We start from the raw sequence: 23,881 nt of genomic DNA, 5'->3' as shown, positions 1-23,881 counted from the left end.
GATAGTCTAGGCGCGCGCCATGGCTGACATGCAGACACTTCACGCGGCCTTCGTGGCTCGCATCGACGCGGTATTGAACGCTCTCGAAATGGAGGGCGTCCTGCCCGCCGACACATCGCGCGCCAATGTGACGGTCGAGCCCCCGCGCGACCCCGCGCATGGCGATCTGGCGACCAATGCGGCGATGGTCCTCGCCAAGCAGGCGAAGACCAATCCGCGCGCGCTGGCCGAGAAGATCGTCGAGCATCTCCAGCGCGAACCCGACATTACCGAGGCGACCATCGCCGGTCCGGGCTTCATCAATTTGCGTTTGTCGCCCGAGGCATGGCGCCGCGAATTGCTCGCCATTTCAAAGCTGGGCGAGGATTACGGCCGTTCCGACATGGGCAAGGGCGCGACGGTCAATGTCGAGTATGTCTCGGCCAATCCGACCGGCCCGATGCATATGGGCCATTGCCGCGGCGCGGTGGTGGGTGATGCGCTGTCGGGCCTGCTCGAATGGGCCGGCTATCGTGTCACGCGCGAATATTACGTAAACGATGCGGGCGGTCAGGTGGATGTGCTCGCCCGTTCCGCGCACCTTCGCTATCGCGAGGCGCTGGGCGAGGACATCGGCGAGATTCCCGAAGGTCTCTACCCCGGCGACTATCTGAAGCCGGTGGGGGAACGGCTCGCGCAGGAGTTCGGCCCGGCCTATAAGGACGCGCCCGAAGGTGAATGGCTGGAACTGTTCCGTCAGCGCTCGGTCGCCGCGATGATGGAAATGATCCGCGAGGATCTGTCGCTGCTCGGCATCCATCACGACCTGTTTTCTTCCGAAGCAGAATTGCAGGCGGCCAAGAAGCCCGAGGCGGCGGAAGCCTGGCTGCGCGAACACGGCTTCGTCTATGACGGCGTGCTCGAAGCGCCCAAGGGCAAGGCTCCGCCCGAGGATTGGGAGCCGGTCGAGCTGCCGCTGTTCCGCTCTACCGAATTCGGCGACGATCAGGACCGCCCGATCAAGAAGTCGAACGGCGCCTGGACTTATTTCGGTGCCGATCTCGCCTATCACTTCCAGAAGGCCGAAAAGGCCGACGCGCTGATCGACATCTGGGGCGCCGACCACGCAGGTACGGTCAAGCGGATCAAGGCCGCAGTCGCCGCGCTGACCAAGGGCGCGGGGCGCGACGTGCCGTTCGACGTCAAGCTGGTGCAGATGGTCAAGTTGCTGCGCGACGGCGAGCCGGTCAAGATGTCCAAGCGTTCGGGCACTTTCGTTACGCTGGCGGATGTCGTGAACGAGGTGGGCAAGGACGTGGTGCGCTTCACCATGCTGACCCGCAAGCCCGACGCACAGATGGAATTCGACTTCGCCAAAGTGGTCGAGGCCTCGAAAGACAACCCGGTCTTCTACCTGCAATATGCGCATGCGCGCATCCATTCGACCCTGCGCAAGGCAGGCGTCGAGCCGAGCGATGCGCACCTCGACCGTCTCGGCGAGGAAGAGCTCGCGTTGGTGCGCGAGGCTTCGCAATTCCCGCGCGTGGTCGAATCCGCCGCCAAGGCGCGCGAACCGCATCGCATTGCCTTTTTCCTCGGCGATCTCGCCGCCGCCTTCCACAGTTTCTGGAATGCGGGTAATGACGATCCGTCGAAACGGATCATTCAGGAAGGCGATCCCGAACTGACCGCTGCGCGGCTGTTCTTGGCTACGCAGATCGGGCAGGTGATCCGCAACGGGCTTGCGATCCTGGGGGTCGAAGCGGTCGAGGAGATGTGAGCATGGCGGCGTCGACGCCCTACGATACGGACGAGGATTGGGAGGGTGAGGGCCAGCTGGACCTTGCCGATGACGAAAGCCTGCCGTGGCTCGAAGCTGGTGAGGACGAGGAGGAAGCGGCGGGCTTCGACACGTCGCGCCTGTGGCTCATGGGCGTGCTCGCGCTGGCTCTGCTCGCCGTGGTCATAGGTGGCATCTGGTTCTTCTCCAACCAGGCCTCCGACGAGCCCCCGGCCGATGGCAGTGTAATCGCCGCGCCGGATGCCCCCTATAAGACCAAGCCCGAAAACCCGGGCGGCAAAACCTTTGCCGGGACGGGCGACACGAGCTTTGCCGTGGGCGAAGGGCAGACGCGCGAAGGAAAGTTGGCCGAACCGGCTGCCGCTCCCGCAGCGGGTTCGGGCGAGTCTGCCAGCCCAACCATTGCCTCGACGGTCAATACGGAAAGCCGCAGCGCGCCTCTGCCCGGCACGGCGGTTCAGGTTGGTGCTTATCCACGCCGCGCCGATGCCCAGGCTGCGTGGTCGAACCTGATCCGCCAGACCGAAGCGCTCAATGGCGTGAAGCACCGTGTGGTCGAGGCTCAGGTCGATATCGGCCGCGTCTATCGCCTGCAGGCGCTGGCCGGGGATCGCGCCTCCGCCAACCGGCTATGCGCTGCGCTCAAAGCCGATGGGCTCGCCTGTTTCGTCAAGTAGCTGCCGAATTTCCACACTTGGCACACAGCGCGCGCTTGCGCGGCTGGGGTGTTAGCGTCACCGTACCGTGCATGACACCCGCCATTTTCGGCATTTCCGGCCTCGACCTGACAGCCGAGGAACACGCCTTCTTCAAGGACGCCGATCCGGCGGGCTACATCCTGTTCGCGCGCAATTGCGATAACCGCGATCAATTGCGCAAGCTGACCGACGATCTGCGCGCGATCCATGGCCGCGACCGACTCATTATTTCGATCGATCAGGAAGGCGGCCGTGTCGTCCGGATGAAACCGCCCGAGTGGCAGCGCTATCCGGCGGGCGAGGCATTCGCCAGGCTGTGGGAGATCGCCCCGGCGTCCGCGATCGAAGCGGCGCGGGTCAATGCCGAGGCCATGGGGCGCGAGCTTGCCGAAATGGGCATCACGGTCGATTATCATGCACCCTTCGATGTCCGGCGCCCGGAAACCGACGATGTGATTGGCGATCGGGCGCTGGGCAGCCAACCGATGCAGGTCGCGGCGCTGGGGCGCGCAGTGCTCGACGGGATGGGCCGTGCGGGCATCGTGGGGTGCCTCAAGCACATGCCCGGGCATGGCCGTGCAACCTGCGATTCGCACAAGGAGCTGCCGCATGTCGCCGCCAGCGATGTGGAACTCGCGATCGACATAGAGCCGTTCCGCACATTGGCCGCTCATCCGTTGGGGATGAGCGCGCATATCGTGTTCGAGGCGTGGGATGCGGAAAACCCGGCAACGCTCTCGAAAACCGTTATCAGCGAGATCATCCGCGGTAAGATCGGTTTCGACGGTCTGCTGCTGTCCGATGATATCGACATGGAGGCGCTGGACGGGACGATTGCCGAGCGTTCGGTCCGCGCGCTGGCGGCGGGTTGCGACATCGTGCTGAATTGCTGGGCTAAAATGGACGATCAGATCGCCATTGCCGAGCGCTGCGGAAGCATGAATGCAAAGACCCGCGAGCGGCTCGAACGCGTGCATGCGGCCATGTGCGACGCGCAAGACGGCACCGATACCGAAGCACTGCTCGCGAAGCGCGATGCCTTGCTGGCAATCGCCGAGGGCCGCGCCGCATGACCAGCGACGGCCTCCTGTTCGCCGATCCCGATCCGAGCACACAGGAGGAATGGGATGGCATCGCGCGGGACGGGCCGGACGACGGAAATGCGCTTTATCTCGAACTCGACGGGTGGGAAGGCCCGCTCGACCTGTTGCTCGACCTCGCGCGGCGGCAAAAGGTGGATTTGCGGTCGATCTCGATCCTGGCGCTGGTCGACCAGTATCTGGGCTATATCGACCGCGCCGAAGCGCTGAAGCTCGAACTGGCAGCCGACTATCTCGTGATGGCGGCGTGGCTTGCCTATCTCAAATCGGCGATGCTCCTGCCCAAGGAAGAGCAGGAAGACCCCAGTCCAGAAGAGCTTGCGCTCAAGCTGCAGCTGCGCCTCCAGCGCCTTGGCGCGATGCGCGATGCGGCAGCGCGGTTGATGGGGGGCGACCGGATTGGGCGCGACGTGTTCCTGCGCGGCAACCCCGAAGGTCTCGACATCGTGCGCAAAACGAAATGGCGCTGCGATCAGTTCGCGCTGATCGAGGCATATGGAAGGGTAAAGGCACGCACCGCGCCGGCCATCCATATGGTCCGCGAAAGGCCTGTCATGACGCTCGAATCCGCTCTCGACCGGGTATCCAACATGCTTGGCGTGACGCTGGACTGGATGGAACTGCGCGATTTTCTTCCGCCCCATGCCGAACCGAGGCTCAAGCGTTCCGCGCTGGCTTCCAGCTTCGTTGCGGCGCTCGAACTGGCGCGGCTGGGCAAGGCGGAATTGCAGCAGGAGGATACTTTCGGACCCCTGCGCCTGCGCCGGATGCCCGGCTGATGGACGACCTCGTCCGCGCCGTCGAAGCCGCCTTGTTCGCTGCGGAAGAACCGATGACGGCAGAAGCACTGGCGGGCTTTCTCGGCGATGCAGCGGTGGGCGATGTCCGCGCGGCGTTGCGCCGCGTCGCCGAAGACTACGAAAAACGCGGCATCCACCTCGTCGAGCGCGGCAAGCGCTGGCATTTCGAGACCGCACCCGATCTCGCGCATCTTCTGCGCCGCGAGAAAGAGCAGCTCCGCCGTCTGAGCCGCGCGGCGACCGAAGTGCTGGCGATCATCGCCTATCACGAGCCGGTCAGCCGCGCCGAGATCGAATCGGTTCGCGGCGTGCAGACATCGGGTGGCACGCTCGACGTGCTGATGGAGGCGGGCTGGGTGAAGATCGCCGGACGGCGCGAAGTGCCTGGGCGCCCGACGATTTATGCGACGACGCCCGAATTCCTCGATCATTTCGGCCTGTCGAGCCGCCGCGACCTGCCCGGAATCGCGGAATTGCGGGCGACCGGCCTGCTCGATCCTGTAGAAGATGCCTATGAAGATCTCATCGCGGACACTGCGGCGGAGGAAACGGACGAGGGTCCCGAGAGCGCCGAACAGGCCACCGACAAAGCTTGACTGGCGCTAAGCTGCGCCAGCGCCTATATTCGTATCCAAGCAATTCGAAAGAGAAGGTCCCATGGGTCTCAGTGTCTGGCAGATCGCCATTATCGCCATCGTCGTCCTCGTCCTCTTCGGTCGGGGTCGCATCTCCGAAATGATGGGGGATTTCGGCAAGGGCATAAAAAGCTTCAAGCAAGGCATGAATGAAGACGAGGCGCCTGCGAAGCAGATTGGCCACGAGGCGAAGCCCGCCGACGAAGGGCTGACGCCGGACCAGGTCAAGCAGCAAACCACCGACACCAAGTAAGTTCGCGAGAAGGCGAGGCAGGCCATGTTCGATATCGGCGCCAGCGAGCTGCTGGTGATCGTCATCGTGGCGATTCTCGTGATCGGCCCGAAGGACATGCCCAAGGCACTGCGTCACGCAGGCCGCTGGATCGGCAAGCTGCGTCGCATGTCGAACCATTTCCGCGCCGGACTCGACGAGGTCGTCCGCCAGGCGGAAATCGAGGAAATGGAAGAGAAGTGGGCCGCGCGGAACAAGGACATCATGGCCAAATATCCCGACGGTTCGACGCCCGAGGCCGGGGCGCCCGAGAACCTGCTGCCCAACGAAATGGAGCCGCTGTCATCGGCGGGCGAGGTCCCAGACGCGGACGCAGCGGCCGAGGCGGCGATCGAGCGCGCGGCGCCGGTGAAAGCGCCCGAGCATTCGAACGAACCGCCATTGCCGCTCGACCCGCCCCACGCGGGCAAGGACGCCTGACATGGCCGTCATCAAGGATATCGACGAGACACAGGCGCCGCTGCTCGATCACCTGATCGAATTGCGCGCGCGGCTGGTGCGCTGCGTGCTCGCGCTGGCGATCGCCTTCGGCATCAGCCTCTATTTCGCCGATCCGATCCTCGGCTTTCTCATCCAGCCGCTGAAGAACTCCTTCGCGGAAGGCGAGGGGCAGCTGATCTTCACCAAGCTGTACGAGGTGTTCTTCGTCGAGCTGAAGGTGGCGCTGTTCGCGGGGTTCTGTCTCAGCTTCCCGATCATTGCCAACCAGCTTTGGGCCTTCATTGCGCCCGGGCTCTATGCGAAAGAGAAGAAGGCTTTCCTGCCTTTTCTGCTGGCGACGCCGATCCTGTTCACCATGGGCGCGGCCCTGGCCTATTACGTGGTGATGCCAACGGCGTTCCGCTGGTTCCTCGGCTTCGAAGGCACGGCGGGCGGGCTCGAGATCCAGGCGCTGCCGACCGCGAATGAATATCTCGGCCTGGTGATGCAGTTCATTCTCGCTTTCGGGATGAGCTTCCTGTTGCCTGTGTTGCTGCTGCTCCTGCACCGGGCAGGTATCGTGACGCGCGACCAGCTCGTTTCCGCACGCCGCTACGTCATCGTTGGGGTGGTCGCGCTGGCCGCCATTATCACGCCGCCCGATCCGGGCTCGCAGCTATTGCTGGCGATCCCGCTGCTGCTGTTGTTCGAAGGCTCGCTCGTGCTGATGCGACTGACCGAGAAGCGGCGCAAGGCGGAAGCGGGAAAGCCCGAGGAACCTCAGTCCGCGTCGTAGACCTTGCGTCCGCCGACCCAGGTTTCGAGCACTTTCGTCGCGCGCAGTTCGCTGGGCGTCGCCAGTAGCGGATCGCGGTCGATCAGGACGAAGTCGGCCCGTTCGCCCGGTAGCAGCCTGCCGAATCGTCCTTCCGCAAAACCGGCATAGGCGGCTTCGCTGGTGAAGCCGGCCAGCGCCTGCTCGCGATTGACCCGATCCTGCGGGCGCCAGCCGCCGAAAGGCTCGCCATTGGCGTCCATGCGCGTGGTGGCGGCGGCGAGGCCGGCGAAGGGATCGGGCGATTCCACCGGTGCATCCGACCCGAAGGCCAGCCGCCCGCCCAATTGCAGGATGCTGTTCCAGGCATAGGCGCCCTCGAGACGGTCCGGACCGAGCCGCGCCTCCGCCATCAGCCTGTCGCCGGTCTGGTGCACCGGCTGCATCGAGGCGATGATACCATTCCGGCCGAGCTTGGGCAGGTCGACCGGATCGACGATCTGGACATGCTCGATCCGCCAGCGGCGGTCGCCGGGAAAACTCTCGGCGATTTCCGCAATGGCATTGAGCGCGTCCGCGTTCGCCGCCGTGCCGATTGCGTGGATCGCGGGTTGGAAATTGCCTTGGGCGGCGCGCACGAGGATGTTGCGCAGCTTGGCCGGGCCGGTAATCGGCAGACCGGTATTGCCCGGATCGTCGGCATAGGGGCGCTTGAGCCATGCCCCGCGGCTGCCCAGGGCGCCATCGAGGTAAAGCTTAACCCCATTCATCCGCAGCCTATCATCGTAGAGCCAGGGCGAGGGGCGCGCGCCTGCGATCAGTTCCATCTGTTCAGGCCCTGCCGCGTAGGCCATGATCCTCAGCGTCAGCGCCCCTTTGTCACCCGCCCGGCGGAAGGCCTGCCAGTCCTCGATCGTGGTGCCCATATCGGCGACGGCGGTTATGCCATGGCGGTGCAGGACTTTCTGTGCCTCGGCAAAGGCGAGGTCGCGCTCGTTAGGTCGCGGGGCCGGGATGGCCGCCCGCATCAACTCTTCGGCGGCATCCACGAAGACGCCCGAGGGCTGCCGCGAACCGGGCAGGCGCTCGATCCGGCCACCGGCGGGGCTTTCGCTCGCCGCCGTAATTCCCGCCGCCTGCATGGCGAGCGTATTGGCCCAGCCGGCATGTCCGTCGACGCGCGCCAGATAGACCGGGCGGTCGGCGACCGCGCTGTCGAGTTCGGCAGCGGTGGGAAAGCGGCCCAGCCCCCATTTTTCCTGGTTCCAGCCGCGTCCCAGAATCCAGGGGCGGGCTTCGTTTTCCGCAGCGAACCGGCGGATTTTGTCCAGCGCTTCGGCAAGCGAATTGGTATCCGACAGGTCGAGCGTCAGCGCGCCGATGCCGATCCCCATGACATGTGCATGGGCATCGATCAGGCCTGGGATCATCACCGCACCCTGGCCATTCTCGCGGTAATCGGTCTGTGGCTTCTTCTCGCCCGATTCGAGGATTTGCGCGACCTTGCCGTCATCGTCGATCACCAGCGCGGTAAAGCGCTGGATTTTGCCATCCGCACCGATGGTGATCCCTTCGACATTGTCGATCAGTACGTCAGCCTGTGTCGGCCCGGCGATTGCCAGCGCCATGGCACTGGCGAGATATTTGAACTTCATCTGAGGCGGCCCCTCCGGATTAGAGCGCCCGCGATAAGGCATAGCTTGCGCGAGGCAAACCCTTTCGGCGATTGCGTCGGAGCGGAGCGGGCCGTAGGGGCGATCCATGACCGAAGCATCTCCCGTGCGCGCCTCCAAGGCGACCGAGCTTTTGACTCTCGACGATGTCCGCGCCGCTGCGGCCCGGATCGAAGGCGCGGTGGTCCGCACGCCCATGCTTCACTCGCAAACACTGTCGGAGATTTGCGGAGCCGACATCTGGCTCAAATTCGAAAACCACCAGTTCACCGCCGCCTATAAGGAGCGCGGCGCATTGAATGCGCTACTGCATCTCGACGATGAACAGAAGGCGCGCGGCGTGATCGCTGCCTCGGCCGGCAATCACAGCCAGGGGCTTAGCTATCACGGTCGCCGCCTTGGCGTGCCGGTCACGATTGTCATGCCGCAAACCACGCCCAGCGTGAAAGTGATGCAGACCGAAAGCGTGGGCGGCAATGTGGTTTTGCATGGCGAGACTTTCGACGAAGCCTATGCTCATGCGCGCGAGCTGGAGAAAGAGCGCGGGCTCACCTTCATCCATCCCTTCGACGATCCGCTGGTGGCGGCGGGGCAGGGTACGGTCGCGCTCGAAATGCTCGCGGACAAGGATGATTTCGATTGTCTCGTCGTGCCGATCGGCGGCGGCGGTTTGATGAGCGGCATGGCGACGGTCGCCAAGGCGGTGAAGCCCGAAATCGAAATGGTCGGGGTGCAGGCCGAACTCTACCCGTCGATGTATTCCGCCGTGACCGGAGACGATCGCCCCTGCGGTGGCGATACGCTGGCAGAAGGGATCGCCGTGAAGGCGCCGGGCCAATTCACCCGTCAGATCATCGCCGAACTGGTCGACGAGGTGCTGCTGGTGAAGGAACCGAAGCTTGAGCATTCGGTGTCGCTGCTGCTCCAGATCGAGAAGACCGTGGTCGAGGGCGCAGGGGCGGCGGGGCTCGCGGCCGTGCTGTCCAATCCAGAAAAATTCGCGGGCAAGACCGTCGGGCTGGTCCTGTGTGGCGGCAATATCGACACGCGCCTGCTCGCCAACGTCCTGCTGCGCGATCTGGCCCGTTCGGGCCGCCTGGCGCGGTTGCAGATCGTGTTGCAGGATCGCCCGGGGGCCTTGTTCAAGGTGATGCGCGAATTCAACGCGCATAACGTCAATATCATCGAGATCTACCACCAGCGCATTTTCACCACTTTGCCGGCGAAAGGGCTGACGGCGGAGATCGAATGCGAAGCCCGCGACGGGGAGCAGATCGACCGGTTGGTGGGTGCGCTTCGCGAAAAAGGCTACAGCGTGGAGCTTGCAGAGCTGGCCTGAATGGCACGCCCGGACATCGCCGAAAATCCTCGGGTTCGGCGCGCTTTTCGAGCTAGTCGGCGGGCAAGGCCCGTTTTTCATGGTTAAGAGGGTTTTAACGCGGGTCCGGCTCTGGCATTGATACGTCCAACAGGTAAGGATTTCTTAGCCTTCGAGAGGACGCAGCGCCAAGTGACCGCCCCGATCCGCTTCCCCCGGTTTTTCGTAACCAGCCCCGCACCGTGCCCGTATCTGCCGGGCAAGAGCGAGCGAAAGGTCTTCACCGAATTGCGCGGCGACAATGCCGACGAACTGAACGAAGCTCTGGGCCGGATCGGCTTCCGCCGCAGCCAGACGGTTGCCTACCGCCCGTCCTGTCTCGATTGTCAGGCCTGTGTATCGGTTCGTGTGGTGGCCGATGAATTCAGGCCATCCTCCAGCCAGAAGCGCGCGCTGAAGGCCCATGACGATCTGATCGCCACCGAATGTCGACCCTGGGCAACCTCGGAACAGTTCGATCTGTTGCGGAAATATCTCGCTGCGCGTCATCCGGGTGGCGGAATGACGCAGATGGAAGAGACCGACTTTGCGGATATGGTGGAACACACCAGCGTATCCAGCTATGTCATTGAATATCGGGAGCCGGGGATCGGCGCCGAACCGGGTCGTCTGGTCGGAGCCTGTCTCACCGACTACCAGGGCGATGGGCTGTCGATGATCTACAGCTTCTACGACCCTGATCATAAGGATCGCGCAGGGCTTGGAAACTACATCATCCTCGACCATATCCGCCGTGCCGCCGAAAACGGACTGCCTTACGTCTATCTCGGCTATTGGGTCGAAGGGGCAGAGCGGATGCAGTACAAAATTCGCTACCGCCCGCTCGAACGGCTCGGCCGCAGTGGATGGGAACGCATGCCCGAGCATGAGCAGAAACGACTCATCGCCGTCGCTACGGCTCCCCGCGCCAAGCGGCGGGATGACGCTCTTCCGGCCAAAGATGGCCTCGCTGCGGAATACAAGATCGCGGAGTGACCGGATAGGGCTGGCCTTTGGCGCCTGCGCTGCCGCCATCGCGCTTTCGACTGCTTCGCCGCTCGCCGCGCAGGACAGTGTTGCGCCGCCATCGCTCGAGGATCTGATACCCGACGAAGCAGTCGAGAATTCCGACGACTGGGCTCGGCGAGGGACCGACGATCCGGGCGCTTCCGAAACGGATGTACCTGCCGGCCCGGACTTGGAGGCGCCGATCGCCGAACTGCCCGGCATGTCGGTGGCTTGGCCTGAGGATATCGAGCTCGAGCCGCTTCAGTCGCTCGAGCCCGAGCAGGATATCGAGTTTGCGCAATTGCTCGAAGGCGCGCCGCAGATCGCGGTCGACGAGGCCGAGCTCGAGGAACTGTCCTCGACACTGGTCCTCGGCTTTCCGCAGAAGGAGCCGCCGTTCAGCCAGAGGGGTGATTTCGTCGATCGCTTCGAAGCGCTTTCGACTATCGAGGAGCTCGGCGGTGGCGACGAAAACGTCGCCCAGCTCGCCGCCCGGGCGCGCGAGGACGAAGAACTGCTCGGCAATCTGCTGCGCGTCTACGGCTATTACGATGGCGAGATCATTCGTACTATCGGCACACGCGATGCGGGTGAAGATGCGGCCGTGCAGAGACCCCGTGTGCGGTTCGATATCGTGCCGGGGCCTCGCTACAAGGTCGGCGTGGTCGATCTGGGCGAGCTCGGCACGGCATCCGACGCCGTTTCGCTGCGCAGGTCCTTCGGGATCGAGACCGGGGACTATTTGCAATCGGATACCATCATCGCCGAGCGCTTCGACCTCGATCGGGCATTGGGCGAAAGCGGGTACGCCTTTGCCGAAATCGACGAGCCCGAACTGCTGATCGATCACGAGCGGGTCGAGGGCGACCTGACCATGCCGGTACGACCGAACGGCAAATATGTTTTCGGCGAAGTGATCAGCAGCGACGAGGCGTTTCTTTCCAGCCGCCACTTGGCGAGCATCGCCCGGTTCGATCCCGGCGACGTCTATCAACGCAGCCTGGAATTCGATCTTCGCCGTGCAGTGACCGCCACTGGCCTGGTGTCCACCGCCGGGGTCGAAGTGCGCGAAGTAGAGCCACCGCAGGGTGACGAACCCGGCGTGGTTGCGATTGATGTTACGATGGAGCGGGCGAAGCTGCGCACTATCTCGGGCGCAATCGGGTATGGTTCGGAAGAGGGTGTTCGCATCCAGGCGAGCTGGGAGCATCGCAACCTGTTTCCGCCCGAAGGCGCGCTGCGACTGCGCAGCATCCTGGGCACGCGCGAACAGCTTGCCGGGATCACCTTCCGCAAGAACAATTTCGGCGGGCGCGACAAGGTCCTCACTGTCGATGCCTATGCTTCCAGTATCGATACGGTGGCCTATGACGCGCGCACGGTGGCGTTGACGGGCACGTATGAACGCACATCGACGCTGCTGTTCCAGAAGCCGCTGGCCTGGGGCGTCGGAGCGGAAGTGCTCGCCACCGATGAGCGCAACCGGATCGTCGACGGAATTGCCCGCCCGCGCCAGACCTATTTCGTCGGAGCGCTGTTCGGCCGCGCCACGCTGGATACAAGCGATTCCCTGCTCGATCCCACGCGTGGCTATCGCGTGACCGGCTTCCTCGCTCCGGAAACCTCGCGCACGCGGGGGCAACAATATTATTACCTCCGCAACCGGGTCGATGCGTCCTATTACCAGTCGATCGGGGACCGGACGATACTTGCCGCACGCGCCGCTTTCGCCAGCATTCAGGGTGCCGATCTGATCGGGGTTGCGCCGTCGCGCAGGCTTTATGCCGGAGGCGGTGGCTCGGTCCGCGGCTATGGCTATCAGGCGATCGGCCCCAAGAACGAGTTCATGGAACCGATTGGCGGGCGCAGCCTCGTCGAAGCCTCGATCGAGGCGAGAATAGGGACCGGGTTTCTGGACGGCGCGGTTTCGGTCGTGCCGTTCTTCGATCTCGGCAGTGTATCGACCTCAGCCACGCCCGATTTCGGCGAAATCAAGATGGGTGCGGGTCTCGGCCTACGCTATACAACCGGCTTCGGACCGATCCGGTTCGACGTTGGCATCCCGCTCAATCCCGAACCGGAGGATTCCGCTGTCGGGGTCTATATCTCCTTGGGGCAGGCCTTCTGATGACCGAGGATATACGCGATCCGGCGGCAGAGGATATGGCACCCGCGCGCCGCAGCCGGTCCGGACGGCCAGGCAAATGGCTGCTGGGGGCGGTAGCGGCACTGGTCTTGCTCCTTGCCGGAGCACTCGTATTGCTCAACACGCCTTTGGGCGAACGCTTCCTGGCCAGTCGCATTGCCGAGCGGACGTTTCCCAATGGCTTGAACATCCAGATCGGCCGGATCGAAGGCAATTTGTACGGCGCAGCCACCTTGCACGATGTTCGCCTGTCCGATCCCAAAGGCGTGTTTCTTACGATTCCACGGGCGGAAATCGATTGGAACCCAGGTGCATGGCTTTCGAACCGGCTTGAAATCGACACATTCGCCGCGCGGCGCGCGGTCATGGCGCGTATTCCGGAGTTTCTCCCAAGCGAAGAGGACGGGCCGATCCTGCCCGGCTTCGACATCTCGATCGAAGAGCTGGAGATCGACCAGCTCACCCTGGCTCCGGGGATAGCTGGCGAGAATGCGCAGCGCGTCGATCTTGCGGGCAGTGCGCAGGTCGCCGACCGTCGGCTGTTGGTCGATGTCGACGGGCGGCTCGGACGGCGCGACCGGGTCGCCTTGCTGGTTGACGCGGAACCCGATGGCGATGATTTCGACCTGTCGCTCGATGTCGTTGCGGCAGCGGATGGACCGCTGGCCGCTCTGGCCGGTGTCGATACACCGCACACCGCCTCCATTCGCGGCGACGGTACATGGTCGCGGTGGTCCGGCGGACTGCTTGTCCGCAACGAGGGCGAGCGTGTCGCCGCCATGCGCATCACCAACCGGGCAGGCGTCTTTGGGTTGCTCGGCAAATTCGATCCTTCCGGTTTCCTGTCCGGAACCCCGGCCAAGGCCTTAGGGGACGATGTAGCCTTCAAGGCCGAACTGGCGATCGACAGCCGTATCTTCGATGGCCAGGCCAGGATGATCGGGCGTGGTATCGGTCTCGATGCAGCCGGTCTCGTCGATTTGGGCGAGAACCGTGCCGAAGAGCTCCAGGTCGAGGCATTCGTGCGCGATCCCGATCTGCTGGGCGACGGTCTTGCTTTACGCGGTACTAGCCTGACGGCCACGCTCGACGGGCCTTTCCGCGACCTTGCGATTGTCCACGATCTCCGCGTGGAAGAGCTGGACCTTGGCGGTACGCTGCTCACCGACCTGCGGCAGCAGGGAACCGCCCGCTATGACGGCACGCGCTGGACGCTCCCGCTCGACCTGTCGCTGGCAAGGGTGACGAGCGGCAATACTCTGCTCGATCCTCGCTTGGTCGATGGCAGGGGGCGGGGCACGCTGGTGCTGAGCGGGTCGACTCTGCTGTCCGACGATGTGCAAATTGCCTTTCGGGGGACCTCGGCCAATCTGGCCCTGCGCGGCGATTTGTCCCGCGGGCGCTATCAGGTGCGCGGCCCCGTACAGGCGCGCGGGCTCACGCTCGAAAATATCGGCACCGCAGGCGGTACGGCCATGATCGATCTCGTCCTGGCACCGGGATCGCCCTGGCGCCTCGCGGCGGATGTCGATGCGCGGATTGCGCCCGTTACCAATGCCACTCTCGCCAATCTGGCCGGTGCGCCGATACGCGTTCGGGGGGGCATCGCGGTGGGCGGTTCGGCACCACTCGATTTCAATCGATTGCGTGTCGATGCAAGCAAGGTGCGGCTTGCTCTGGACGGGAGTGTCGCGCAGGGCACGACCCGCGTCGCCGGGGCAGGCACGCATGTCGATTTCGGAGACTTTACTATCGAAGCCAGCGTCGCCGACGCTGGCCCCAGCGCGGCGCTGGTGTTCGCACGACCGGCGACCGGATTGGAAAACGTCCGCGTGGCGATAGCGCCCAGCGATCAGGGATTTGCCATCGAGACCGAGGGCAGTTCCGTCCTCGGCCCCTTTGTCGGCGAACTGGGGCTGATCGCACCGGAAGATGGCCCAACGCGCATTGCGATCGAACGCATGCGCGTATCCGACACCGCTGTTACCGGCGCAGTCACGCTGGTCGATGGCGGTGTGGATGGCACCTTGGCTTTCGGCGGCGGCGGGCTTGACGGGACGGTCGCACTCGCGCCGCGCAATGGCGGACAGGGGCTCGACATCGCGCTGCAGGCGCGCAATGCGCGCTTCGGTGGTGACACGCCCCTGCGCATAGCACGGGGAAATCTCGAAGCCGCGGGCCTCATTCGCGAGGGCGATACGACCTTTTCGGGTTCGGGCACTGCCGCCGGACTGTCCTATGGTACGCTGTTCATCTCCCGGCTCGCGGCACAGGGCGAGATCGAAAACGGGGTCGGACGCGTGGATGCTTCGCTGGCGGGCAGGCGCAGCGGACGTTTCGTGCTCGACCTCAATGCTCGCATCCGTCCCGAGCAGATCGCGCTGGCGGCACAGGGCGAGTTCGGGGGTAGGCGCATCTCCATGCCGCGCCGAGCTGTCCTGACCAGTATGGAGGGAGGCGGATGGCGCCTTTCGCCCACTCAGCTATCCTATGGCGACGGCGGTCTGATCGCTTCGGGTCTCTTTGGCGGCGGCGACCTCGATTTCGATTTCAAGCTCGCGCGTATGCCGCTCTCCCTCATCGATATCGTGCGGGCCGATACCGGATTGGGCGGCACAATCTCCGGCACTGTGGCTTATCGGACCGGGGCCGACGGGCTACCGGTGGGGGATGCCAAGGTCCGGATTGACGGCCTCACCCGGTCCGGCCTCGTCCTCACATCGCGGCCGGTCGATGTGGCGCTCATGGCGCGCCTCAGCGAGAGCGAACTCGAAGCGCGCGCGCTGCTGCGCAATGACGACATCCGCCGCGGCCGCGTACAAGCGCGGATTACGGGTCTACCGTCCAAGGGAATGCTCATCGACCGGTTGCGAGCCGGACGCCTTTTCGGCCAGTTGCGCTATAGCGGTGCGGCGGAAAGCCTGTGGCGCCTTGCCGCTCTCGACACTTTCGACATCACCGGACCGATCGATATCGCTGCGGACGCTTCGGGCAGCCTCGAGGATCCCACGGTGCGTGGTTCGATCTCGGGCGAGGATCTGCAATTGCGCAGCTCGCTCTCGGGTACCGATATTCGCGACATAGCCATGCGCGGCAGCTTCCGCGGCTCGCGGCTTCAACTGACGCGCTTTGCCGGCAGCCCAGCCACGGGCGGCAGTGTCAGCGGCAGCGGCATTGTGGACCTGCGCACTCTGGGGGAATCGGTGGAGGGCCGCGTGCTGGAAATTCGCGGCCCGATCATCGATCTGCGCGCTTCGGCGAAAAACGCGCAACTGATCGATACCGGCGGATTGAGCGCCACGGTTACTGGTCCCTTGAGGATCGTATCCAACGGCCTGGGGGGGACCATCGCCGGCCGTGTTCGAATCGACCGGGCGAGTTGGCGGCTCGGCACCGCCGCCGACGACCTGAGACTGCCGCAAATCGTCACGCGCGAGGTTAATGCACCGGTGGGCCGGGCTCCGCGAGCTGCCCCCGGGAGGCCGTGGCGCTATCTTATCGATGCGCGGGCTGCCAGCCGTATCGATGTCGACGGCATGGGGCTCGATAGCGAATGGTCGGCGGACGTCATCTTGCGCGGGACAACCGACGATCCCCGGATCGGCGGCAGAGCCGAAGTGGTCCGCGGCGACTATACCTTCGCGGGAACACGGTTCGAGCTTACCCGCGGCGAGATCGAATTCGACGAGAATGTGCCGGTCGATCCCCGACTGGATATCCGAGCGGAGACACAGCGCGACGGGCTGACCGTGGAAGCGACAGTGAGGGGCAGCGCCACGCAGCCGGAAATCGCCTTCAGCTCCAACCCGGCCCTGCCCGAAGAGGAACTGCTCGCCCGCTTGCTGTTCGGCGGGTCTGTCACCAGCCTCTCCGCCACTGATGCCGTGCAACTCGGCGCGGCGGTGGCAAGTCTGCGCGGTGGCGGTGGCATGGACCCGATCAACCAGCTTCGCAGTGCGATCGGCCTGGACCGTCTGCGGATCGTCAGTGCGGACCCGGCACTCGGCCGCGGTACGGGGGTCGCTCTCGGCAAGAATTTCGGCCGCCGGTTCTATGCGGAAATCATCACCGATGGGCGTGGTTACAGCGCGACCGAGGTGGAGTTCCGCGTCACCAGTTGGTTGTCATTGCTGGCGGCTGTCTCGACCGTCGGACGCGAGAGCGTTGTCGCCGAGATCAGCCGCGATTATTGAGCACCCCTCAGCCTTTAGGCGGGAGCAGAACGGCATCGATGGGGATCACGACGCCATTGTTCGCGGCAATGGCAGCTCCTGCAAAAGCAGCGCGAGATGTGTCGCCCGTTGCGACGCTCAGTTGCTCTCCGTCTCTGTCGAACGTAACCGTTGTCTGGCCGAGTGTGGTCATCGTGACGGGGCCTCCGGCCTGATCGATCGCCTCGCCAATCGCTTCCGGAGTGAGATGACCGGGCAGCAAATGATCGCGCAGAATTGCGACGAGGAGCGGGCGTTGCTCTTCCCGGAGGAGATCGGCGCCCTCTTCGCCCAAGGCTTCGAATGCTGCGTCGCGCGGCGCGAGCATGGTATAGCTTGCCGCCCCCTCGAATACGCCTGATAGCTCGGACTGTTCAATGGCCCTGCGCAGTGTATCCAATTGCTCGTCCGCGCCGAGGCCAGCAGCGAGCGTGAGCGTGCCGTCGTCGCGTGTCGCGGTTTCGGCAGGCGTCTCGTCTTGCTCACCACATGCCGCGATCAGCGGTAACGAGGCCAATGCGAATGCGGTAAGGGCGGTTTTGCATGTCTTTATCATGTCGTGCCCTCCTCAAACCAGCAGATCGATGGCAGCTGCCACAAGCTGTGTTTTGGGGTCGATCCGGTACACGTAACCGTCCGAATACCGATACCAGGCTTCCGGAGTATCGTAATACCGATCCCGGTAGGAATAGGGCACGTTGTAAACATCGTATCCCGACGGCATCGGACGCCCGATGGTGAATTCATCGCCGGTCAGCAAGGCCGCCACAGACGTTATCGCGGCGTCTTCCGGGTCGACCCGATAAATGACATTGTCCGCGTAACGGTATGACGAAACCGGCCCGAGATCGTAATAGTCGACATAATAGTCTGGCAGGGCATAGCTCTCGTAGGTCGAAGGCCACGCATTCCCGATCGCCAGCGCTCCGCCGAGCAGCGGAATGTAGCCGGCGATATTGCCGCTTCCGCCGCGCTGCAAGAGGTACCCATCGCGGTAAAAATAGGAGCCGGGAGCGTAATTGGTCAGGCCGAACAAGCCGGGCCGATATTCGTAGCCATTCCAGCGATCATTTCGATAGGTGGATTTCTTGGCCTGCCCCGGGGGCTGGCAGCCATTACGCTTCTTCGCCAGACCCGGCGGGCATCCGGCGATAGCGCTGCGATTGCGATCCCGCGTCAGAAATGCGCGATCACGGTCGAAACGCACGCGCTCGATATTGCGGAGCCGTGGCCCGGTCGTCTCGCGTGCAAGGGCGTTGCGGTCGATACGCTTTTCGATCACGGCGCCGACATGCCGTTCAGCGTTTTTGTCTTTGGCGCGTCGGTTCTCACGCGGGGCGCGATCTTTTGTAACGCCGGGACCTGTCGGTCTGTCGACGGCATCGGCCCAGCCGCGATTATCGTGGACATCGACTCTTCTGTCGGAGCGGTCGGCCTTGCCGCGATCCGCCTTGGAAGGGCCGCGTTGTTCGGCGGCCTTCGGATTTCCATTGCCCTTGCCGGGATCGGCATGGGCGCTACCTGCGGCGAGCGCGAGGGCTGCCGCGCCAGCAAGCAAAAGTCTCATTTGTTAACTCCTTTTGCCTGTAACGGGAGCGGGCGCGTTCCGGTTCCGAATGAGGTCTCCGCTCGCCCGGCGTGCTCCGGGCCAAACTGCGGATGGATCGCCTCCCGTCGTCGTGCCGCCTGAACACGCGAGAGCCATCGATCACTACGGACAAGCCGCGCGAAGCTATTGTCCGACCGAACAAAAGAAGGGCCGCCCGGTTTCCCGGACGGCCCATTCCTTTCGAGCAAAAAGCGTCTTTAAATCAGAACTTGAAAGTAGCCGTGGCGCGATAAGTCTGCGCGTTGGCATTCTTGCGTCCGATTGTCGTGTCGACGCCGAGGCCGAAGCTTGCCGCTCCGCTGCGGACCTGCGCCGAAAGCCCTGCTTCGGCCCAGTTCTTGTCGGGGCTGGCGATCGGGAAGATCGCGCCCGGGCCGGTTCCGTTCGCGAAGTTAGCGGCGAACCAGTACGGGCCGTCCTTGTACTCGTGCACGAAGTCGAAATTGGCATCGAGCTGGAAGCCGCTGCTGACCTTCTGATAGTCCAGACCGATCCGGCCCTGGAGGCTTTCGAAGTCCTCGCGGGTGATCTGCAAGGCGAGCGGCCCTCCGGTTTCCGTAACGACGTCGAAGGATTGATCCGCGTAGCGCAGCTCGATCCCCGGCGAGATCGTGCCGAGCGGGCCTTCGAGATCGTAGGAGAGGCCAAGCGCTGCGGTGAGGCCGCCATCGCTGCTCTCGCTGGTCAGCGTCTGCGTTCCACCCAGGAACGCCACCGTCCGCCGCGTGTCGACATCGAGATCGGTCAGGCTGACCTGGCCGTCGATGACGAAGCCGTCCACTGTCTTCGCGCTACCGTAGAGCGAGACCGCCATCATCTTGGCTTCGGCTTCCTGATCGAGCACGACATCCGCGTCGAGGTCCGAGTAATAGACCGAAAGGCCGACCATCGAGCTTTCGTTCGGGAAATACTCGATACCGCCGCCGAAGAAGTAGCCGTCGACGTCGGTGTCCGCCGTGGTGTAGCCCGGCATCGACTCGCCCTCGCCGTTGAGCAGGCCGCCCGCGAGGTAGATGGCGACGTCCTCGCGGATGGCGCCATCACGGACCCGGGTGGGCTCGCTTGCCTGGTCGAGGCCGAGGGCACCAGCCGTGACCGGCTGGCTGCCACGCGAAACCTGCATCTGCGCCGTCTGGATCGGATTGCCGAGCGTGGCGATGGTGCCACCCGAGCTCTCCAGGGTCGACTCACGCAGCCGCGAAGCATTGAACGACTGCAGGTTGTTGTACGACTGGGCGGTCAACTGCAGGGCTGCCGATTCCGCAACCGGAGCCAGGCCGGTGAAGGTCGCCTGGATGGTGGCCGCATCGGCGAAGTCGAGCCCGTAAAGCTCGGCCAGGGCGGCATTGCCACGGTTCTGGTCGAACAGACGTGCATAGCCGAGCTGAACCGGATCGTTCCGGTCGATCGCCGTGGTGTAGCTGAGGGCGATGATCTCCATCAGCACTGCGGTATCGGTATAGCTGAAATTCTGGCGCAGGATGGCCGACAGTTCACCTTGCTCGAAGGTTCCGGTAACACCGCCAGCGGCAGTCAGGATGGTATATTCCTGACCAAGGCCATTGACCTGCTGCGTGATACCCGCGCCCACGGCTACAACGCCGCCGATCGATGCTTCACCAGTGACTGCCAGCAGGTCCGACGTATTGTCGGGACCGATGTCGATCATCAGGGTGGAGCCGGAGGAGAGGACGGCCGAACCATCGATGGTCAGCGTGTCGATGCCGCCAATCGTGCCCGGCGATATCGCACCAGTGATGTTGGTGACGAACGGCGCGGTGATCGTGCCGCCACCCTGCAGGGCGCCGCCAAAGATCGTGTAGTCGCCGACCGAAGTCAGCCCGCCATTCACCGTGATCGTTCCGCCGAACTGGCTGATGTCGATCAGCGACGTCAGACTGCCATCTGCGGTGATGTTGAGGCCAGCGCTGCTGCGCACGGTGAGACGGTCGATAGTAACATCGCTGCTAAGTGTTGTGGTGCCCGCATTGGCGAGGGTCACATCGAAATAGCGTGGATCGACATTAACGTCCGCATCGTCGCTGACAACCGGGTCGATATTGTTTGGCACGAAGTCGGTCGCACTGGGCAGGCCGTTGTCAAGCGTAGGATCCGGAAGCGGATCGCCCGAGAATTCGGGCTCGCCGCCATCGCTCGCGTGCGGAGCGTCTTCCGCAAACTCGACACCTCCGTTACCATGCGCGACCTCTTCCGCGAATTCCGGTCCACCATTGTGCGGCTCGTTGGCCATGATCAGACCATCACGAGCCAATGCACCGCGGCCACCGGCAGTGGTGCCATCTGCAGCAGCGACAGCTTCAGGCGATGCCTTGGTTTTGCCGCCACCCAGCGCGTTGAGCACCTCGCTATCGACTTCGCCGATCGCCGAAGTCGTCGTATCATCGCCATTGCGGGCCGGGGGTGTTTCTTCTCCGTCGGATAGGTCCTGGCAGCCCTCACCTGGATTATCGCCCTCGCGGTCGAAACAGATTTCACCCCATTGCGGAGCATCGCCTTCCGTCCCCGCACCCGGCGACGTGGGGACCCCGTTTACGATATCGCCGTCAGCATTGATAATGCGATAATTGGGGTCGAGTGTGGTCTCCCAATGGCTGGCATCTTCCCAATTGCCGTCACCCGCCTTGGCGGTGACATAGCGATAGGGATTGTTGGCAGAGATCCAGTCCCAATAAAGGAAAAGGGGCTGATAGTAGGTCTGGGTACCATAGCTGGAAAAGACCTGTGGGCCGAAAAAGCGCGAACCGCCAGAGAGGACCCCGATCACCAGATCTTCGTTGGTTATTGGATTGTTCGCTGCGTCGAGGATCAGCGGGCCACCCGAGTCGCCGCCAGCAGTCGTGGCCTCGCGTTCACGCGGTTCATCCTTAAAAAGGTTGAAGTCGAACGGGTTGGTCTTGTTCGGATCGTCGAAATCGAACGTATAGAGAACTTGGGGCAAACCGCTGTCGGGATTGCCGAAAAGGAAGGCGTTGCGCGAGTCGAACGAAGTCAGGGCGCCGATCATGTTCTCGGCCGCGCGACGCCGCCAATCGATCGCCTGAATGTCGCCAGCTGTACCATTGCCCGTGCGACCGTAACCGGTAATGTTCACGTGATAGCCGGTGCCGTCTTCGTCGGTGATTTCGCCCGGCGCGGGGAGCGGCGAGAACAGCAGCGACCAAGTCGGGATATTCGCAGCCGGCGTGTCGAGACTCGCAATTGCGACATCGGCCTCCAAGAAACCCTGCGCGGCAGGATCCTCCAGTGAGCGCGAATCGTAATAAATCCGATTGACGTTGAAGACCGCGATATCCGGATTGCTGGCAAAACCGTTCGCGAACCAGTTTTGAAAGCCAGGCAGGGCATTGAAGTTGAACGAAAAGGCAGAGCGTATGCCATCTTCGCGATAACGTGTCGCATCGACAACATTATCGTCTGCATCCCCGTTCACACAGTGCGCGGCGAAAAGCACGGTACGCGGATTGATCAAAGTACCTGTGCAGACGAAACCGTCATTTCTGAAAAACATACCAACGCCGCGAAATTCTTCATCTTCATCGACGATATCGTCTGGCGTGTAGTTGTCGTTAGGCACGATGGCGTGAGCAGGCGTGCTCATTGCGACGGTCGATAGAGCGATGGTGGCGGCGCCCGCCAGCAGACGACCGCCCGTACGGTTGAAACTCGATTTCATTACGAAAGCCCCTCCAGGAATGGTTCGCAAGCGCGGCCCTGAACCGCGCATGGGAATGTTCTAGGCCCAAGATAGGCGAAAATGGAAGGGCTTTGGGTGGAGCAAGGAACCCTTTTTGCGGGGTTATGTTGCAGTGAGGACGCACTTTTTCATGGTTTCCAACGAATAAGGCGGCCGGATCGCTCCAGCCGCCTTCTCGATATCAAATCCGCCTGATCGGCGGAGATGGATCAGGCGCTGTAATACATGTCGAACTCGGCCGGGCATGGCGTGGTTTCGACACGCAGGACCTCTTCCCATTTGAGTTCGCAATAGGCTTCGATCTGATCCTTGGTGAAGACGTCACCCTTAAGCAGGAAGTCGTGGTCTGCCTCGAGGCTTTCGAGCGCTTCGCGCAAGCTGCCGCAGACGGTCGGAACGTCGGCGAGCTCTGCCGGGGGCAGGTCGTACAGGTTCTTGTCCATCGCTTCGCCCGGATGGATCTTGTTGGTGATCCCGTCGAGGCCCGCCATCAGCAGCGCGGCATAGGCGAGATAGGGGTTGGCCATCGCGTCGGGGAAGCGGAATTCGACACGCTTGGCCTTGTCGCCCGCGCCATAGGGGATGCGGCACGAAGCCGAACGGTTGCGCGCCGAATAGGCGAGCAGCACGGGCGCCTCGAAACCCGGAACCAGGCGCTTATAGCTGTTGGTCGTCGGGTTGGTGAAGGCGTTCAGTGCTTTGGCATGCTTGATGACACCGCCGATATAGTAGAGGCAGTTTTCGCTCAGGCCGCCATACTGATTGCCGGCGAAGGTCGGCTTGCCGCCGTCCCAGATCGACATATGGGTGTGCATGCCCGAACCGTTATCGTCCTTGATCGGCTTCGGCATAAAGGTCGCGGTCTTGCCATAAATATGCGCGACCTGATGCACGACATATTTGTAGATCTGCATATTGTCGGCGGTCTCGACGAGCGTGCCGAAGGTTACGCCGAGTTCATGCTGCGCGGCCGCCACCTCGTGGTGATGCTTGTCGCAGGGCAGGCCCATTTCGATCATGGTCGAGACCATTTCACCGCGTATGTCGACCGCGCTGTCCACGGGCGCCACCGGGAAATAGCCGCCCTTGGCGCGCGGACGGTGGGCGAGGTTGCCGCTTTCATATTCCTTGCCCGAATTGGTCGGTAGCTCGATATCGTCGATGGCGTAGCCCGATCCGGCATAGCCGTCTTCGAAACGGACATCGTCGAACATGAAAAATTCGGCTTCCGGACCGACATAGATGGTGTCGCCGATGCCGGTCGACTTGAGGTAGGCTTCGGCGCGCTTCGCGGTCGAGCGCGGGTCGCGGGCATACCATTCGCCGGTGGAGGGTTCGACGATGTCGCAGAAGACGATCAGCATCGGTTCGGCGCTGAAGGGATCGACATAGACGCGGTCGAGATCCGGCTTCAGGATCATGTCGCTTTCATTGATAACCTTCCAGCCGGCGATCGAGGAACCGTCGAACATCAGGCCGTCCTCGAGCTCGTCTTCGCCGAGTACGCCCGCGACCATGGTCAGGTGCTGCCACTTGCCCTTGGGGTCGGTAAAGCGCAGATCGACCCACTCGATGCCTTCGTCCTTGATCCGTTTCAGGACGTCGCTTGCACTTGCCATTGGTATTGCCTCCGTTTGAACTGGAATTGCGGTTGCGGGTCGT

The 23,881-nt window shown here is 63.3% G+C and carries 17 protein-coding genes; 12 read left to right on the top strand and 5 right to left on the bottom strand.

From position 1 onward, the window contains the following. Positions 1 to 19 precede the first annotated feature (19 nt). The 8 genes from argS to tatC all read left to right on the top strand — a co-directional run bounded on the left by argS (position 20) and on the right by tatC (position 6,521). Complete coding sequence (argS, locus tag L5849_RS06920) at positions 20 to 1,759, top strand: arginine--tRNA ligase (protein WP_236924955.1); 1,740 nt, start codon at positions 20 to 22, stop codon at positions 1,757 to 1,759. A gap of 2 nt (positions 1,760 to 1,761) precedes the next feature. Then, positions 1,762 to 2,457 carry an SPOR domain-containing protein gene (locus tag L5849_RS06915; RefSeq protein WP_236924954.1) on the top strand — a complete coding sequence of 232 codons (696 nt, stop codon included), beginning with the start codon at positions 1,762 to 1,764 and terminating at the stop codon, positions 2,455 to 2,457. A 71-nt stretch (positions 2,458 to 2,528) separates the two neighbouring features. Then, a complete protein-coding gene (gene nagZ, locus L5849_RS06910) occupies positions 2,529 to 3,551 on the top strand; it encodes a beta-N-acetylhexosaminidase (RefSeq protein ID WP_236924953.1) in 1,023 nt (340 codons plus the stop codon). After that, positions 3,548 to 4,357, top strand: a complete 810-nt coding sequence (locus tag L5849_RS06905) for a ScpA family protein (protein WP_236924952.1) — start codon at positions 3,548 to 3,550, stop codon at positions 4,355 to 4,357. Before nagZ ends, L5849_RS06905 begins: the two co-directional genes overlap by 4 nt. Beyond that, positions 4,357 to 4,974 carry an SMC-Scp complex subunit ScpB gene (scpB, locus tag L5849_RS06900; RefSeq protein WP_236924951.1) on the top strand — a complete coding sequence of 206 codons (618 nt, stop codon included), beginning with the start codon at positions 4,357 to 4,359 and terminating at the stop codon, positions 4,972 to 4,974. The genes L5849_RS06905 and scpB overlap by 1 nt, the downstream gene beginning before the upstream one ends. Before the next feature lie 61 nt (positions 4,975 to 5,035). After that, entirely contained in the window at positions 5,036 to 5,266 is a 231-nt protein-coding gene (gene tatA, locus L5849_RS06895; protein WP_115416162.1) for a twin-arginine translocase TatA/TatE family subunit, read from the top strand. 24 nt (positions 5,267 to 5,290) lie between these two features. After that, positions 5,291 to 5,725, top strand: coding sequence for a Sec-independent protein translocase protein TatB (gene tatB, locus L5849_RS06890; RefSeq protein WP_115416163.1), 435 nt, complete (start codon positions 5,291 to 5,293; stop codon positions 5,723 to 5,725). Position 5,726: 1 nt separating this feature from the next. Then, entirely contained in the window at positions 5,727 to 6,521 is a 795-nt protein-coding gene (gene tatC, locus L5849_RS06885) for a twin-arginine translocase subunit TatC (RefSeq protein WP_115416164.1), read from the top strand. Here tatC and L5849_RS06880 read toward each other — a convergent pair. Next, positions 6,506 to 8,155 (bottom strand): amidohydrolase, encoded by a 1,650-nt coding sequence (locus tag L5849_RS06880; protein WP_236924950.1) that lies wholly within the window; start codon positions 8,153 to 8,155, stop codon positions 6,506 to 6,508. The genes tatC and L5849_RS06880 overlap by 16 nt on opposite strands. Positions 8,156 to 8,261: 106 nt before the next feature. Between L5849_RS06880 and L5849_RS06875 the strand changes: the two genes are divergently transcribed. The 4 genes from L5849_RS06875 to L5849_RS06860 all read left to right on the top strand — a co-directional run bounded on the left by L5849_RS06875 (position 8,262) and on the right by L5849_RS06860 (position 16,877). Next, positions 8,262 to 9,512 carry a threonine ammonia-lyase gene (locus L5849_RS06875; RefSeq protein ID WP_236924949.1) on the top strand — a complete coding sequence of 417 codons (1,251 nt, stop codon included), beginning with the start codon at positions 8,262 to 8,264 and terminating at the stop codon, positions 9,510 to 9,512. A gap of 171 nt (positions 9,513 to 9,683) precedes the next feature. Next, positions 9,684 to 10,526, top strand: coding sequence for an arginyltransferase (locus L5849_RS06870; protein ID WP_115416166.1), 843 nt, complete (start codon positions 9,684 to 9,686; stop codon positions 10,524 to 10,526). Then, on the top strand, positions 10,492 to 12,666 hold the full coding sequence (locus L5849_RS06865; protein WP_236924948.1) for an autotransporter assembly complex family protein: 2,175 nt from the start codon (positions 10,492 to 10,494) through the stop codon (positions 12,664 to 12,666). Before L5849_RS06870 ends, L5849_RS06865 begins: the two co-directional genes overlap by 35 nt. After that, a complete protein-coding gene (locus tag L5849_RS06860) occupies positions 12,666 to 16,877 on the top strand; it encodes a translocation/assembly module TamB domain-containing protein (RefSeq protein WP_236924947.1) in 4,212 nt (1,403 codons plus the stop codon). Before L5849_RS06865 ends, L5849_RS06860 begins: the two co-directional genes overlap by 1 nt. 7 nt (positions 16,878 to 16,884) lie before the next feature. Here L5849_RS06860 and L5849_RS06855 read toward each other — a convergent pair whose 3' ends face one another. From L5849_RS06855 to glnA, 4 genes are all read right to left on the bottom strand, one after another. Then, complete coding sequence (locus L5849_RS06855) at positions 16,885 to 17,451, bottom strand: fasciclin domain-containing protein (RefSeq protein ID WP_236924946.1); 567 nt, start codon at positions 17,449 to 17,451, stop codon at positions 16,885 to 16,887. A gap of 12 nt (positions 17,452 to 17,463) precedes the next feature. Continuing rightward, positions 17,464 to 18,462: a hypothetical protein gene (locus L5849_RS06850; RefSeq protein ID WP_236924945.1), complete on the bottom strand. Its 999-nt coding sequence runs from the start codon at positions 18,460 to 18,462 to the stop codon at positions 17,464 to 17,466. A gap of 244 nt (positions 18,463 to 18,706) precedes the next feature. Beyond that, entirely contained in the window at positions 18,707 to 22,198 is a 3,492-nt protein-coding gene (locus tag L5849_RS06845; RefSeq protein ID WP_236924944.1) for an autotransporter domain-containing protein, read from the bottom strand. Between the two features lie 230 nt (positions 22,199 to 22,428). Next, on the bottom strand, positions 22,429 to 23,838 hold the full coding sequence (gene glnA / locus L5849_RS06840) for a type I glutamate--ammonia ligase (RefSeq protein WP_115416172.1): 1,410 nt from the start codon (positions 23,836 to 23,838) through the stop codon (positions 22,429 to 22,431). Positions 23,839 to 23,881: the final 43 nt, after the last annotated feature.

This window comes from Erythrobacter sp. SN021 (assembly GCF_021864455.1).
This window is presented reverse-complemented; position numbering and strand designations above follow the sequence as displayed.